Source organism: Duganella sp. AC917 (assembly GCF_979258245.1).
Map to the genome: position 1 here is coordinate 6610837 of NZ_OZ409848.1, position 14753 is coordinate 6625589.

A 14753-nucleotide genomic window follows, 5' to 3' on the forward strand; every position below is an offset into this window, starting at 1 on the left:
AGGAGCATTCAATGCAACGATTCAACATGACGCGATCCGGCGTCGCCGCCTTGCTGCTGGCGTGCACCGGCATTGCCGCATCCAGCCACGCTTTCGCCGTCGAAAACGGTCCGGCGCCGACCTTCAGCAGCGTCCAGGCCGAAGGGCCTTACGCGGTGTCCACGCAGACAGTGCGCGGCAGCGGTTTCGGTGGCGGCACCGTGTACTCGCCGAATACGGCGGGCAAGTATGCGGTGGTCGCTGTGTGCCCCGGCTTCACGGCCACGCAGTCGTCGATTGCCCTCATCAGCCGGCGGCTGGCGAGCCACGGCTTCGTGGTGGTGGCGATCAACACCAACAGCATCTATGATTATCCTTCCAGCCGCGCCAACCAGCTGCTGGCCGCGTTGCGCACGGTGACGGCGCTGACGACGGGGCCGGTGGCGGGCAAGATGGATACCAGCCGGCAAGCGGTGTCCGGATGGTCGATGGGCGGCGGCGGCGCGATGCTGGCGGCGGGCATGACGCCGGGACTGAAGGCCGGCGTGGCCTTCGCCCCATGGTCGCTGACCAACAACGTGAGCCGCTCGGCGGTGCCGGTGGCCTATCTGGCGGGCACCGCCGATACGGTCGCGCCGGCATCGCAGCATTCGACGGTGTTCTACAACGCAACGCCGGCCACCACGCCAAAACTGATCGGCGTGATACAGGGCGCCGACCACTTCTTCCCGGGCACCGCCAGTCAACCGGCGAGCTACACCCAGGTGGCGTGGATGAAGCGTTTTGTCGATGGTGACACGCGCTACAGCCAGTTCCTGAATGGCGATTCGCGCTTCGCCAGCTTCCGATCCACCGGGCCGTTTTGATTAAGTAAAATCCGGGGCTGCGGAGCGGCCCCTCTCTGCGCCTGCGACGGAGCGAATATGAGCAACAAAATGAAAAAGTGGACCGTTGTCGCACTCGTCTCGGCGGTTTGCGCGGTCGGGATATTCGTGGCGGTTGCCGACCACGGCGACCACGCCGACCGGCCGGACGCAGGCCATAGCGGCCCGGCGCCGGTCGCGGCGCAGGCCCACAGTGGCGGGACTGGCCCGTCACGGCCCGCTGCATCGAACGCCTGGGCCGATCTTGCTGCGTCCACCAATGCGGCTGCCACGGCCTCACCCTTGAGCACGATGACGCCGGCGGCGTTTGCCGCCGATAGTCGTGGCAAACTGGTGCTCAACGCCGACACCCATGCCAATCTCGAGAAGCTATTACTCGAAGAAAATCCCGCAGCGCTGGCGGCCAATCTGGACAAGGCGGCGCAATCCCTGCCACCCGAGGCAGCGGCGCAGCTGAAGGTGCTGTCCGGGCAATTCCAGCAATACGCCAAGGCGCTGACCCATACGATCCCGCCTGAAACCGCGCCCGAGACGGAACCGGAGCGATTGAAATTGCTCGACAATCTGCACGCCTTGCGGGTGTCTTATCTGGGGGCGGAGGCGGCGCAGGCCATGTTCGGCGAAGAGGAGGCGATGACGCGCAAGCTCATCGGCTTGATGGCCGCGCAGGACGATCCCAATTTGACGTCGGAGCAAAAAGCGGAACGCGCGCAGCAAATGATGAGCAGCATGATCAAGCCGCAGCCGGCAAGTTGATCGGAGCCGGCGCGGGCGTCATTGCGCGCCGCAACGTGCTTGATACTGCTTCGGCGACACGCCAAACCAGCGGCGGCTGGCACGGAACAGCGTGCCCTGGTCGGTGAACCCCAGCATGTAAGCGACTTCCCCGGCGGAATAACGCTGCAGCGCGAAGTAGTGTTGCGCCAAATCGCGCCGGGTGTCGTCCAGGATCTTCTGGAAGGTTGTCCCTTCTTCCTCCAGGCGACGGCGCAAGGTCCGATCTCCGACACAGAGCAGCCTTGCGATTTCTTCGCGCCGGGGCTCCCGCCCTTGCAACTTCTGCGCGATCAGGTCGCCCACCTTGCGGCTGATGCGGCGATCGTCCAGGCGTGCCAGGCATTGGCTCGCAAACTGCGCATGAAACTGTTCCAATGCGGGGTTATGGGTGGGTAGTGGCGCGATCAGGTCCGGCTCCGACAACACCAGGCGGTTGGCGGCGGCGTTGAAACGTACCGGACTTTGAAAGGCTTCCTGATAAGGCTGCGGCTGCGCCGGTTGCGGATAGCTGAACTCGACCAGCACGGGCGCGATGTGCCGTCCAGAGATCCAGCGCAGGAACGACAGCAATGTGAGCAGACTGAACTCGCTGCGCTGGCGCGGCACGGCAAGCTCGCCACCGAACAAGGTCAGCTCGATCGAATACCGGCCCGCTTCTTCGCGCAGCCTCAGCGAGGCCGCTTCGCTTACCACACGCATGTAGCGCGCCAGGCACTCCAGGCTGGCGAGCAAATTGGAGCAAGACATCATGGCGTAGCCGACCACGTCGTAGTTGGCGACGCAGGCACAACGCGGTTGTGCGATGCCGAGTAGCGCGTTGCGGGAGCGCTGTACCGCTACATCCCACAATCGGCTGACCTTTTCGGTAGGATAACGCATCTCGGGATTGGCCAGCTGGGACATATCCAATCCGGCATGGCTGAACAGCGATCGCACGTCCAGTCCTTCATCCTGCAGCAGTTGCCCGATACCTTTGACCCAGGCGGCCGATGTGGTGCGATTGCTCATGTCTCGGTATCCAGTCGATGGGGATTGTCGGCGCGGGGTGGCCGCAAGCGTGCCGTCCGCATGGAAAAGCTGACTGGGATAAATGTTATCAAATTTGCTGTGCATTCAGGCAATCACGACGGTGATTATGCGCACCAAGGGGGCAGGGGGAAGCGAGCGCCCAAACAAAAAAAGCAGCAACGATTGCTCGTGGCTGCTTCATCTGATACTGCGAATTCGGTGGTAGGCCGTGCGGGATTCGAACCTGCGACCAACGGATTAAAAGTCCGCTGCTCTACCAGCTGAGCTAACGACCCCCGAAAGAGGCCGTATTATATACAGCCCTCCGCGAAGTGCAAAGGGTTTTCTGAAATCATTTTATTGTTTCCTTCATCCCCAGCGCGGCCGTGACCTTGAGCACCTCGTCGGCGGTGGTGGCGCCCTCCTGGATTTTCATCGCGCCGGCGATGCGCAACGGCTTCATGCCGTCGGCCACGCTTTGGCGCCGCAGCGCGTGGATGTCGGTCTCCTCGCGCACCTGCTCGCTGAACGCCTGGGTGACCGTCAGCAGCTCGTACAGGCCGGTGCGGCCCCGGTAACCGGTCTGGCGGCATTCCGGGCAGCCGACCGGGCGGTAGATCGTCGCCGGCTTGGGCAAGTCCCAGTCGCCGACGATGCTGTGCCAGATTTCGTCGCCCAGCTCGCCGTCGGCGACCTTGCAGTCGGCGCACAAGGTGCGCACCAGGCGCTGCGCCATGATGCCGATCAGCGTCGCCTCGAGCAGATAGTAGGGCACGCCCAGTTCCAGCAGCCGCATCACGGCCGACGGCGCGTCGTTGGTGTGCAAAGTCGACAGCACCAGGTGGCCGGTCAGCGCGGCCTGGATCGCCATCTCGGCCGTGGCCAGGTCGCGGATTTCGCCGACCATGATGATGTCCGGGTCTTGCCGCATCAGCGCGCGCACGCCGTCGGCGAACGACAGGTCGATGCCCGGCTGCACCTGCATCTGGTTGAAGGCTGCCTCGACCATCTCGATCGGGTCTTCCACCGTGCAGACGTTGACCTCCGACGTCGCCAGCGCTTTCAGGGTCGTGTACAGGGTGGTGGTCTTGCCGGAGCCGGTCGGCCCCGTCACCAGGATGATGCCGTGCGGACGCTTGGTCAGCGCGTCCCAGCGTTCGGCGTCGTCAAGCGGAAAGCCCAGCTCCGGCAGGGTTTTGACCACCACGTCCGGATCGAAGATGCGCATGACCAGCTTTTCACCGAAGGCCGTCGGCAGGGTCGACAGCCGCAGCTCGACCTCCTGGCCGCCGGCGGTGCGGGTCTTGATGCGGCCGTCCTGCGGGCGGCGCTTTTCGATGACGTCCATGCGCCCGAGCAGCTTGATGCGCGCGGTCATGGCGATCATCACCACCGCCGGCACCTGGTACACCTGGTGCAGCACGCCGTCGATGCGGAAGCGGATCGCCGCCATCTCGCGCTTGGGTTCCAAATGGATGTCCGAGGCGCGCTGTTCGAACGCGTACTGCCACAGCCAGTCGACGATGTTGATGACGTGCTGGTCGTTGGCGTCGACCTGCTTGTTGATCTTGCCCAGCTCGACCAGCTGCTCGAAGTTGTTGCGCAGCGACAGGTCGTTGCCGTTGGATTTGTTGGCCTTCTTGATCGACTTGGCCAGGCTGAAAAATTGGGTGGTGTATTGCGCGATGTCGAGCGGGTTGGCGATCACGCGGCGGATCGCGCGGCGCGACACCTTGGAGATCTCCGCTTCCCATTCGATCGAGCAGGGGTCGGCGGTGGCCACGACTAGCGTGTCGTGCGTGAGTTCGACCGGCAGGATGTTGAAGCGCGCCGCGTAGTTGGCGGACATGACGTCGGCCACTTTAGTGAAATCGATCTTGAGCGGGTCGATGCGGATGAACAGCAGGCCGGTGCGCTGGGCCAGCCATTCACACAGCGCGTCGAGCGTCAACATCTTGTGCGGCGGTTGCGCCGACAGTAGCTTGGCGTGGGCCACCGCGCACAGCGGGTGCATCGGACCGACCGTGTTTTTGAGGATGGCCTGGCTTTGCGCGTACAGCTCCTTGACCTCGGTCTTGCGGATCATGCCGTCGGCCAGCAGCCAGGTGTAGATCTGCTGCAGGTCGAGCGGCGACGTCTTGGTGGCGGGCTGGGCGGAAGGCATCGTTGCGGTCACTTTCAAAAGTTGGCGGCGAAACGGTGATGCGACTGCGACTTCAATTCTTGTGCCCGGGTGGCGCCTGGCGGATTACGCTAGTTCCTCACGCAGTGGCCAGGCTTTGCGCTAATCCTTTGACCCATGACTTCGCCGGGAGTTTGGTTTCCGCGACGATTTGTGCGGCGCGCTCTGCCAGCGCTTCCACGTCGATCGCGTGCTTGCGCTTGAACGCGATCGCGACCACGTTGCCGTCATGGACTTCCGGCAGGCACACCACTTGTTCGAACGCGAACTTGATCGCCTTGATGTTGCGCGCGTAGCTGGGATGGTCGCCGAACAGGTTGACCGTCATGATGCCGTCGTCCTTCAAACAGGCGTTGCAGGACTGGTAGAACTCGGCGCTGTCGAGCACCGGACCGCGCGCGGTGGCGTCGTACAAGTCGACCTGCAGCACGTCCAGCGCGCCCAGGTTGGCTTCGTCGTTGACGTAGTCGAGCGCGTCCATTTCCACCACGCGCAGCCGGGCGTCGTTCGGCGGCAGCTTGAACATCGAGTCGCAGATGGCGATCACCGACGGGTTCAGCTCCACCGCCGTGACCGAGGCCGACGGAAAGGTGGCGTAACAAAACTTGGTCAAGGTGGCCGTGCCCAGGCCGAGCTGGGCGATGGCCGCCGGCTCCTTCTGCCACAGCATCCACGCCATCATCTGCTGCGCGTACTCGAGCTCCGGCCAGTTGGGCTTGCGGATGCGCATCGCGCCCTGCACCCACTCCGTGCCGAAGTGCAGGTAGCGCACGCCATCCTGCTCCGACAAGGTCACCGGCGCATATTTGGCTTTGCGCGCCGGACGGGAGGATTCTTCTTTTTCGATGGATTTACGTTTGATCAGCATGGGAGGCGGTGAGGAGGGGAGGCGGTATCAGTGTGCATTATCCCGCGATGCTTTACTTCAAGGCAAGCCAAAAACGGCAATGCCGGTCGAAGGACCGGCATTGAAGGGTGTTGCTGAGCATTTAACCGATCAACGCTGCATCGGCTCGACCACCACGCGCAGGCGCACGCGCTCGCCCGGGTCGTACGACATCACGCTGGTGTAGTTGCGGCCGCGATAGTCGTAGGTGACCTCGTAGCCCGAGGTGCGCGATTCCCAATGGTCGACGGTGCGGCACTGCTTGACTTGCTGTTCCTGCACGCCGCCGCTGTTGGGCAGGTTCTGGTTGTCGACGCGGTCGCCGACCACGGCCCCGGCAATGGCGCCGGCGGCGGTGGCCACCGAGCGGCCGCTGCCGCCGCCGACCTGGTTACCCGCCAGACCGCCGATCAGGCCGCCGATGATGGCGCCGCCCACGCCGCGCTGCGGCGCCGGCTGCTGGACCTGGACGTATTCGGTGCGGCATTCCTGGCGCGGACGGTTGATTTGTTCCACTTGCGGGGTGACGCGCACCACTCGGCCGAAATCCTCGAGCTCGGCAGCCTGGGCGAAAGGCAGGGCGCTTACGCAAAGTACGGATGCGATCAATTTGGCTTGCAAGTTCATTTGGTACCTCGTTGTCTGTCAGGGGTGTCTTATCAGGGATTCTGATATTGCATGCGTACTATGGTATTCCCGTTGGCGCGCCGGAACCAGTGGCTAATCGGTATCTGTGGCAACAAATTGTAACAGCGTCCAACGCTTGGTTCCGGTGGCCGTGGCGCTATTCCGCGCCGAAATTGTATGGATTTGGGGTCAAAACCGCCCGAAAGTGTTCTGTTTTTAACAAATATTGCGTGGGCAATCACATTCGTGTTGATCTGGAAGGAACAACACGTTACCCTAATATGCGTATGGGATTCGAGAAAGATGTTGAATCAACCACGACACGCTTAGACCAGCGGACCGTGTAAAGTGGACAGGTGCTCAAATTATTTACTCATTAATCAACAAGTTAGGCACTCACGACAGCAAAGTGGACACACCGTACATACCAGGTCAACTGGCGGAAAACGAAACGCTGCTGATGTTCGTGCCGCCCAACCTCGTGCAGTCGATCCGCGCTTTCCGCGTTGTCGAGTTGCAGGAGGAAGCGGCTCGGCTCGGCCACCACTTCCTGTATGCGCACTGCAACGCCGGCGCGACCAAGCAGCAGGTGCTGGGCATCATCGCGGAGTCGTTTCAGTTTCCTAAAGGTATAGGCAAGAATTTTGACGGCTTGCGCGAGACGCTGACCGACACCATGTTCAAGGCCGGCACGCAGGAAGGTTTCCTGGTCGTGCTCGAGCAATTGCCCAATACGCAGAAATTTGACAAGGAAGCACGGGAAACCCTGTTGGACGTGTTCCGCGACGCTGCCGATTATTGGGCCGAAAAGAAAGTTCCGTTCCGGGTGTTTTACTCCTTCGAGTAGGCCGGAATCCCCCTCCGCATCCCGCTTCGCGCCAGGGGTGGATGCTTGCTGCGCCGCAGCATATCTCGGCATTTTCTGGTCCTGTCGGTGTGGACGAGGTACAATGTCGGCCTATGAAAAACATCGTCATCCTTATTTCGGGTCGCGGCAGCAACATGGAAGCGATAGTCCGGGCGGCGCAAGCCGAGCGCTGGCCCGCCCGTGTTGCCGCCGTCATCAGCAACCGCGCCGACGCCTCCGGGCTGGCGTTTGCTGCCGAATACGGAATCGAAACGGCTGTTGTTGCCAACAAAGACTACGCCAGCCGCGCCGAGTTCGACGCCGCTTTGCAGACCGTGATCGACGGCTTTTCGCCCGATCTGGTGGTGCTGGCCGGTTTCATGCGGATTTTGACGGAGCCGTTTGTCGCGCATTACGCCGGCCGCATGCTCAACATCCATCCATCGCTGCTGCCGTTGTTTCCCGGCCTGGCGACGCATGCGCAGGCGCTGGCCGCCGGCGTGGCCGAGCATGGCGCGACAGTGCATTTCGTGACGGCCGAACTCGACCACGGGCCGATGGTGGCCCAGGCCAGCGTGCCGGTGCTGCCCGGCGACACGGTGGAAACCTTGTCGGCGCGCGTGCTGGAACAGGAGCACGTGATTTATCCGCGCGCGGTGCGCTGGTTTGTCGAGGACAGGTTGGCCGCATCGCAGGGCCAGGTCCATGTGGACGAGCATGTGACCATTACAAAATAATTTAACCAAGGAATTCCATGAGATTGCCACCAGCGATACTCGCCAACGCCGAAGAAGTGTTGCGCGAGATTTTGCGCTTTGCCGCGCCCGCCGACACGACGTTGTCGCGCTATTTTAAAGACCACCCGCGCCTGGGCGGACGCGAACGCGGCGCTATCGCCGAGTGCATCTACAACGTGCTGCGCAATAAATCGTTTTACACCGATTTCTCCGAAGCGGGCGGTGGCGCCACGATGCGCCGCCTGACCCTGCTCGGCATGGCCGACGCCGTCGGCGTCGAGTCGCTGGGCGGGCTGACGGAAGACGAGGTCGCGTGGGTCGAACGCATCCTGCAGATCGACCGCAAGGTGATGCACAAGTCGAGCCGCTCGAACATGCCGAAATGGCTGTTCGACAAGCTGGTCGAACAGATGGGCGAAGAGGAAACCCTGGCGCTGGCCGACGGCATGAACCAGCCGGCGCCGCTGGACCTGCGCGTCAACGCCATGAAGGGCACGCGCGAAGAAGTCGCCGCCGGTCTGGCCGAAGCGCCGATCCGCAGCACGCCGACGCCTTATTCGCCGCTGGGCCTGCGCGTGCTGCAAAAGCCGGCGCTGCAAAACCTGCCGCTGTTCAAAAGCGGCCATATCGAAGTGCAGGACGAGGGCAGCCAGATCCTGTCGGCCATCGTCGGCGCCAAGCGCGGCGAAATGGTGGTCGACTTCTGCGCCGGCGCCGGCGGCAAGACCTTGGCGCTGGGCGCGACGATGCGCAACACCGGCCGCCTGTACGCGTTCGACGTGTCGGAAAAACGCCTGGCCAAGCTCAAGCCGCGGCTGGCGCGCAGTGGCCTGTCGAACGTGCATCCGGTGCAGATCGCGCATGAGCGCGACGCCAAGATCAAACGTCTGGCCGGCAAGATCGACCGCGTGCTGGTCGACGCGCCGTGCTCGGGCCTGGGCACCTTGCGCCGCAATCCCGACGTCAAGTGGCGCCAGCAGCCGAGCGCGATCGGCGAACTGCAGGTCAAGCAGGCCGCGATCCTGGACGGCGCCGCGCGCCTGCTGAAGGGCGGCGGCCGCCTGGTGTACGCCACCTGCAGCTTCCTGGAAGACGAGAACGACTTTATCGCCAAGCAGTTCCTCGACAGCCATCCGGACTTCGAGCTGGTGCCGATGAGCAAAGTGCTGGCCGAGCAAAAGATCGACCTGGACATGGGCGACTACCTCAAGCTGCTGCCGCACAAGCACCAGACCGACGGCTTCTTTGCCGCCGTGTTCGAACGCAAGCCGATGCCGAAGAAAGTGGCGCCGGTGAAGGAAGAAGAGGCGGCGGCGGACGAAGAGTAATCCTCGACGCGGCGCAGCAATTGAAAGACCGGGAGAACGACCTTGCCCGGTCTTTTTAACATTCATAGGGCATGGCGGCGCGTTTACGCTACGCTACGGCCTCCAGTCACACTCAGCAATAGATATGTCCAAACAACAGCCGCTTTTCAATCTGATCGAAGACCTTTCCGGCGACCTGCGCGATCCCAGCATGCTATGGCAGATCGCCGCGCTTATCCTGTCGGTGGCGTTGGGTTGGACCTTGGCGCGGCTGGTGCGCAAGTACACCGGGCGCGACGAGAACCGCAACGACATCATGCGCTTCGGCGTCGAGAGTCTTGGCCGGGTGGTGCCGCCGATGCTGGTGGTCGGACTGCTGACATTGTCGCGCGTCGCCTTGCTCGAGTATTACAAGCATCCAAACAACCTGCTGAAGGTGGCGATACCGATCTTCGGCTCGCTGGCGGTGATACGCTTCACCGTCTATCTGTTGCGCCGCGTGTTTGCGCGCCGGGGAGAAATCAACCCCACCATGCTGGCTTTCGAGAAGATTTTCCAGTTGCTGGTGTGGCTGACGTTCGTGATTTACATCACCGGGCTGTGGGACGATGTATTCCATTACATGGACACCACCATCCTGCCGATGGGTAAATACAAGGTCACGATCGCCGACGTGATGCAGGCGATCGTGTCGGTGGTGGTGATGCTGATGCTGGCGCTGTGGGCCGGCACCGCGCTCGAGGAATGGCTGATGCGCTTGCAGGGCATGCACACCAGTTTGCGGGTGGTGTTGTCGCGTACGGTGCGGGCCGTGCTGATCCTGGCGGCCGTGCTGGTGAGCTTGTCGCTGGTGGGGATCGATTTGACGGTGCTGTCGGTGTTCGGCGGCGCGCTGGGCGTGGGTCTCGGTCTGGGCTTGCAGAAGATCGCCAGCAATTATGTGTCCGGCTTCATCATCCTGCTCGACCGCAGCCTGACTATCGGCGACATGATCACGGTCGACCGCTACAGCGGCAAGGTGACGCAGATCAACACCCGCTACACGGTGCTGCAGGCGCTCGACGGCATGGAATCGATCATCCCGAACGAAATGCTGGTGTCGGGAGCGGTGCAGAACTCGTCGCTCTCGAGCAGCATGGTCAATATTTCCACCAAGGTATCGGTCGCTTACGACACCGATGTCGACACGGTACTGGCGCTGCTGGAGGAGGCGGCGCTGAGCGTCGAGCGGGTCAACAAGGAGCGGCGTCCGTCGGCCACCTTGCTCAATTTCGGCGCCGATGGTCTCGAATTGCAAGTCGGTTTCTGGATCGATGACCCGGAAAATGGTCGCGGCGGCGTCACATCCGACGTCAACCGTGCGATCTGGCGCGCGTTAAAGGGACACGGCATTTCGGTACCGTTCCCGCAGAGGGAAATGCGCATTTTGGGCGCGGTTCCACCGGTGCTGGGCGCAGAAGAAAGTACGACCGTGCCAAAGGAAAACCTTGTTACCGCTGGAAATCCTTCCTCAAATCACCTTTAATTCAGCGTACAATTACAGGTTGTTAGCACGACTAATGGACTTCCTGCGCCTGTCTTAAACGCAATATTTGCGGAGCCACCGCGATGCGTGACACGCCCACTTTGGAGTATTAATGAGCTTTAGTTTAAATGCGGTACTGGATTTTCTGTCTAACGGGGTCACCCGGTTTAGTGCCTGGGAGGTGTTTTTCTACACCCTGGCCGTTACGCACATCACCATTGCCAGCGTTACCATCTATCTGCACCGCCACCAGGCCCACCGCGCGCTCGAGCTGCACGCGATCCCGAGCCACTTCTTCCGCTTCTGGCTGTGGCTGACCACCGGCCAGGTCACCAAGGAATGGGCGGCGATCCACCGCAAGCACCACGCCAAGTGCGACACCGAGGAAGATCCGCACAGCCCGGTCACCCGTGGCATTAAAAAAGTGTTCTGGGAAGGCGCCGAACTGTACCGCGCCGAATCGAAGAACCTGGAAACCATGGACAAGTATGGCCATGGCACGCCGACCGACTGGATCGAGCGCAATCTGTACACCCGCTACAGCTGGGCGGGCGTGGTCGCGCTGCTGTTCATTAACTTCGCACTGTTCGGCGTCATCGGTATTTCCGTGTGGGCCGTGCAAATGATGTGGATCCCCGTGACGGCCGCCGGCATCATCAACGGTATCGGCCACTACTGGGGCTACCGCAACTACGACTGCTCGGACGCGGCCACCAACATCATCCCGTTCGGCATCCTGATCGGCGGCGAGGAGTTGCATAACAATCACCACACCTTTGCGACGTCGGCCAAGCTGTCGTCGAAATGGTACGAGTTCGACATCGGCTGGGCTTACATCCGTGGGCTGGAAATGATGGGCCTGGCCAAGGTCAAGAAGCTCGCGCCGGAGCCGAAGTTCGCCAAAGGCAAAGTGGAAGCGGACTTCGACACCTTGCAGTCGGTCATCGCCAACCGCTACGACGTGATGGCCAAGTACGCCAAATCGATCAAGGCCGCCTGGTACGAAGAAGTCGAGCACCTGAAAACCAAGGCCGAGCTGGAATCGCGTTTCCTGAAGTCTTCACGCAAGTTGTTGCAGCGCGAGCCGGGCAAGCTGGAAGCGCCGCAGCAGCAGCAACTGGTTGAATTGTTCCAGCACAGCAAAGCGCTGGAAACCATGCACAACATGCGTGTGGAACTGGGCGTGATCTGGGAGCGTTCGCACTTCACCCGCGACCAGCTACTGCACAAGCTGCAAGACTGGTGCAACCGTGCCGAAGCGTCCGGCATCAAATCGCTGCAAGAATTCTCGTTCCGCCTGCGCAGCTACGCATAATCAAGCTCTGCACTAAATTAGAAGGCCCCGGGCTCAACCCCGGGGCCTTTTTACATTCAGGCCGCCGGGTTGGCACTGGCTGGCGCACGATGGACGTAAAAAAACCGCCGGGCTTGCGCCGGGCGGTTTTTCGGAAGCGAAGATCGTTGATTACTTGATCTTGGTTTCTTTGAACATGACGTGCTTGCGTGCTTTAGGATCGAACTTCATGATCTCCATTTTAGCAGGCGTGGTGCGCTTGTTCTTGGTGGTGGTGTAGAAGAAACCCGTGCCTGCGGTCGATTCCAGTTTGATTTTGTCGCGGCCAGTTTTTGCCATGGTAGCTCCTAATTAGACTTTTTCGCCACGGGCGCGCATGTCGGTCAGAACGGCATCAATGCCGACCTTGTCGATGACGCGCAGACCAGCGTTGGACAGACGCAGGGAGACCCAGCGGTTTTCAGATTCAACAAAAATACGACGGTTCTGCAGGTTAGGCAGGAAACGACGTTTGGTTTTGTTGTTTGCGTGGGAAACATTGTTGCCGACCATCGGCTTCTTCCCAGTAACTTGGCAAACACGTGCCATAACGCACTCCTTAAAAGACATTCCACAATTGGAAAAACGAGAGTATATCCAAAAAACTTAGCTTTTTCAATGACTTGTGAAAAACAATTGTGTCTTGATAATCTCAAAGAATTTAACAATTGTGACTTCGGCATACTTCTCCTATGGGAAAGCTGATCCGGGCTGGGCGGCGATGGTGCAAATTCGTGTCCTTATCACATTTGACCGTGCTCGGCGAACGAGTGGACCCGATGTCCGGCAACCACAAAATGGTCGAGGATACGGATGTCGACCAAGGCCAGCGCCTGTATCAACCCCCGCGTCAGCAGCAAATCCGATTCGCTCGGGTCCGGCGTGCCGGACGGATGGTTGTGGGCGAGCATGACGCTGGCGGCGTTGCGGGCCAGCGCTTCCTTGACCACCTCGCGCGGGTAGACGCTGGTGTGTGTCAATGTGCCGCGAAACAGCTCCTTGCTGCCGATCAGGCGGTTTTTGACGTCCAGGAACAGCACGTGAAACGATTCGAAGGTCTTGCCGTTGAACAGCAGCAGCAGATATTCCTTCACCGCGCGCGGCGAACCCAGCAGGGCGCCGGCGCGCAATTCCTCCAGCATGGCCCGGCGCGCCAGTTCCATCACCGCTTGCAACTGGGCGAATTTGGCAGGCCCCAAGCCGCGGATCGCGGAAAACTCCGTCAGGCTGGCGCCGAACAGCCGCTGTAGTGACCCAAAATGGTGCATCATGTGCTGGCCCAGTTGTACCGCGTCCTGTCCCGGCACGCCGATACGGAGGAACACCGCCAGCAATTCCGCATCGGACAGCGCGCTCGCACCTTCCCGGATCAGCCGTTCGCGCGGACGCCTTTCTGCGGGCCAGTCATTGATCGTCATGGATTCCTCCGAAAAGAAGTATCCATTGTGGTCAAAACGGGAACTGAAATACTGATGAGAGTCTGATCAATGGCTATTTAAGTGCCTTCACTTGATTCTGTCCCACTGCTTGTAGACTTCGGAATCGTTGCGCTTGCCAATTATCAGCACCTCGATCGTGTCGTCGGTGACGGCGTACACAATGCGGTATTCACCGGTATCGAGCCTTCGCTAGAGATGCTTTCCGCCTTTGAGGAGCGAACTATCATGAGGCTCGGGATTGCCCAAAAGGCCTCACACCGCACGGCCAATCTGCTTGTAGAGTTTGGGGTCAAGTCCAGACCAAAACTTCTCGGCGTTATGAGTTAGAGCCAGCTTCCTCATTTTTGCTGTCTCCTGGAGCGCCAAGTATGGTTTTGACTCGGTCAGACCCGACGAAGCCTTCTTCGCGAGCCAGGTCAGCCTTTGCCAGCCAAAGTTGATCTTCCAGCTCTTGAATGCGGGACACCATGGCGTCGAAATCGCGCCGCGACAGGATATACGCGGCAACGCGACCTTGCTTGGTTATGCCGACGGGCTTGCGCGACGCCTCATTTAGCACCTCCCCGAACTGGGTCTCGGCGTCCTTGGCGTTATATATCTTGAGGTTCGCTGCGGTGGTCATGTCCATTCCTAAAAATCATGCGCTACAGGCCAAATCAATATACACCCTTGCGCTGCACAGTCAATTGACCCCAAATCGTCACAGGCGGCGGGCGCGAGCGGCAAGGTGGCTTACAATATAGCCTTTGCCAGCTCAAGAACCCCAGTCATGTCTAACGCGCAACCTGTCGTCACCAAATCGGCTTATCTCACCCTGCATTATCGGCTGGCCTCTTTGGACGGTACTGATATCGTCTCAACCTTCAGTGGAAATCCCGCGACCCTGATGCTGGGCCAGGGCCAGCTGGCGCCGGTGCTTGAAGAGTTGCTGATCGGCCTGCCCGAAGGCACGCACAAGACCTTCGACCTGGAGCCTGGCGTCGGCTTCGGCCCTCGCAATCCGGAACTGGTGCGCGAAGTCTCGCGCGCCACCTTGGACGAGAACTCGGTGCCGGGCGCCGACTACAAGGTGGGCGACCTGGTCGACTTCGCCGCGCCGGGCGGCGGCCGCTTTGCCGGTATCCTGCGCGAGCTGGGCGACGACACCTGTCTGTTCGACTTCAACCATCCGCTGGCCGGCCAGCCGCTGAAGTTCGAAGTCAACCTTATTTCCGTACTGTGA

At 60.9% G+C, this 14753-nt stretch carries 16 protein-coding genes and 1 tRNA gene; 8 read left to right on the forward strand and 9 right to left on the reverse strand.

Annotation, left to right across the window (positions count from 1 at the left end):
• Positions 1-11: 11 nt before the first annotated feature.
• Together ACZ0BA_RS28860 and ACZ0BA_RS28865 are read left to right on the forward strand one after the other, a co-directional pair.
• On the forward strand, positions 12-845 hold the full coding sequence (locus ACZ0BA_RS28860) for a poly(ethylene terephthalate) hydrolase family protein (protein WP_463454564.1): 834 nt from the start codon (positions 12-14) through the stop codon (positions 843-845).
• A gap of 57 nt (positions 846-902) precedes the next feature.
• Positions 903-1619, forward strand: a complete 717-nt coding sequence (locus tag ACZ0BA_RS28865) for a lipase secretion chaperone (protein ID WP_463454565.1) — start codon at positions 903-905, stop codon at positions 1617-1619.
• A gap of 18 nt (positions 1620-1637) precedes the next feature.
• On the opposite strand, the gene ACZ0BA_RS28870 is transcribed toward ACZ0BA_RS28865, so the two are convergent.
• The 5 genes from ACZ0BA_RS28870 to ACZ0BA_RS28890 form a co-directional block, all read right to left on the reverse strand.
• The gene (locus ACZ0BA_RS28870; protein ID WP_463454566.1) at positions 1638-2648 is read right to left on the reverse strand and encodes an AraC family transcriptional regulator; all 1011 of its coding nucleotides are present in this window, start codon (positions 2646-2648) and stop codon (positions 1638-1640) included.
• Positions 2649-2868: 220 nt separating this feature from the next.
• A tRNA-Lys gene (locus tag ACZ0BA_RS28875) sits at positions 2869-2944 on the reverse strand.
• A gap of 56 nt (positions 2945-3000) precedes the next feature.
• Positions 3001-4812 carry a type IV pilus assembly ATPase TfpB gene (gene tfpB, locus ACZ0BA_RS28880; protein ID WP_463454567.1) on the reverse strand — a complete coding sequence of 604 codons (1812 nt, stop codon included), beginning with the start codon at positions 4810-4812 and terminating at the stop codon, positions 3001-3003.
• A gap of 97 nt (positions 4813-4909) precedes the next feature.
• Positions 4910-5698, reverse strand: coding sequence for a spermine/spermidine synthase domain-containing protein (locus tag ACZ0BA_RS28885; RefSeq protein WP_463454568.1), 789 nt, complete (start codon positions 5696-5698; stop codon positions 4910-4912).
• A gap of 129 nt (positions 5699-5827) precedes the next feature.
• Positions 5828-6343: a glycine zipper 2TM domain-containing protein gene (locus tag ACZ0BA_RS28890; RefSeq protein WP_463454569.1), complete on the reverse strand. Its 516-nt coding sequence runs from the start codon at positions 6341-6343 to the stop codon at positions 5828-5830.
• 460 nt (positions 6344-6803) lie between these two features.
• Here ACZ0BA_RS28890 and ACZ0BA_RS28895 point away from each other — a divergent pair, with 460 nt between their 5' ends.
• From ACZ0BA_RS28895 to ACZ0BA_RS28915, 5 genes are all read left to right on the forward strand, one after another.
• On the forward strand, positions 6804-7190 hold the full coding sequence (locus ACZ0BA_RS28895; protein WP_463454850.1) for a barstar family protein: 387 nt from the start codon (positions 6804-6806) through the stop codon (positions 7188-7190).
• A 113-nt stretch (positions 7191-7303) separates the two neighbouring features.
• Positions 7304-7927 (forward strand): phosphoribosylglycinamide formyltransferase, encoded by a 624-nt coding sequence (gene purN / locus ACZ0BA_RS28900; RefSeq protein WP_463454570.1) that lies wholly within the window; start codon positions 7304-7306, stop codon positions 7925-7927.
• A gap of 17 nt (positions 7928-7944) precedes the next feature.
• On the forward strand, positions 7945-9255 hold the full coding sequence (locus ACZ0BA_RS28905) for an RsmB/NOP family class I SAM-dependent RNA methyltransferase (RefSeq protein WP_463454571.1): 1311 nt from the start codon (positions 7945-7947) through the stop codon (positions 9253-9255).
• A 124-nt stretch (positions 9256-9379) separates the two neighbouring features.
• Positions 9380-10759, forward strand: coding sequence for a mechanosensitive ion channel family protein (locus ACZ0BA_RS28910; RefSeq protein ID WP_463454572.1), 1380 nt, complete (start codon positions 9380-9382; stop codon positions 10757-10759).
• A 112-nt stretch (positions 10760-10871) separates the two neighbouring features.
• The gene (locus tag ACZ0BA_RS28915) at positions 10872-12074 is read left to right on the forward strand and encodes a DesA family fatty acid desaturase (protein ID WP_463454573.1); all 1203 of its coding nucleotides are present in this window, start codon (positions 10872-10874) and stop codon (positions 12072-12074) included.
• 150 nt (positions 12075-12224) lie between these two features.
• On the opposite strand, the gene rpmG is transcribed toward ACZ0BA_RS28915, so the two are convergent.
• The 4 genes from rpmG to ACZ0BA_RS28935 all read right to left on the reverse strand — a co-directional run bounded on the left by rpmG (position 12225) and on the right by ACZ0BA_RS28935 (position 14153).
• Positions 12225-12392 (reverse strand): 50S ribosomal protein L33, encoded by a 168-nt coding sequence (rpmG, locus tag ACZ0BA_RS28920; RefSeq protein WP_008451489.1) that lies wholly within the window; start codon positions 12390-12392, stop codon positions 12225-12227.
• A gap of 12 nt (positions 12393-12404) precedes the next feature.
• Entirely contained in the window at positions 12405-12641 is a 237-nt protein-coding gene (gene rpmB, locus ACZ0BA_RS28925) for a 50S ribosomal protein L28 (RefSeq protein ID WP_026637479.1), read from the reverse strand.
• Between the two features lie 194 nt (positions 12642-12835).
• Positions 12836-13510 (reverse strand): RadC family protein, encoded by a 675-nt coding sequence (radC, locus tag ACZ0BA_RS28930; protein WP_463454574.1) that lies wholly within the window; start codon positions 13508-13510, stop codon positions 12836-12838.
• A gap of 337 nt (positions 13511-13847) precedes the next feature.
• Complete coding sequence (locus ACZ0BA_RS28935; protein ID WP_463454575.1) at positions 13848-14153, reverse strand: type II toxin-antitoxin system prevent-host-death family antitoxin; 306 nt, start codon at positions 14151-14153, stop codon at positions 13848-13850.
• Between the two features lie 147 nt (positions 14154-14300).
• On the opposite strand from ACZ0BA_RS28935, the gene ACZ0BA_RS28940 reads away from it, so the two are divergent.
• A complete protein-coding gene (locus ACZ0BA_RS28940; protein ID WP_463454576.1) occupies positions 14301-14753 on the forward strand; it encodes an FKBP-type peptidyl-prolyl cis-trans isomerase in 453 nt (150 codons plus the stop codon).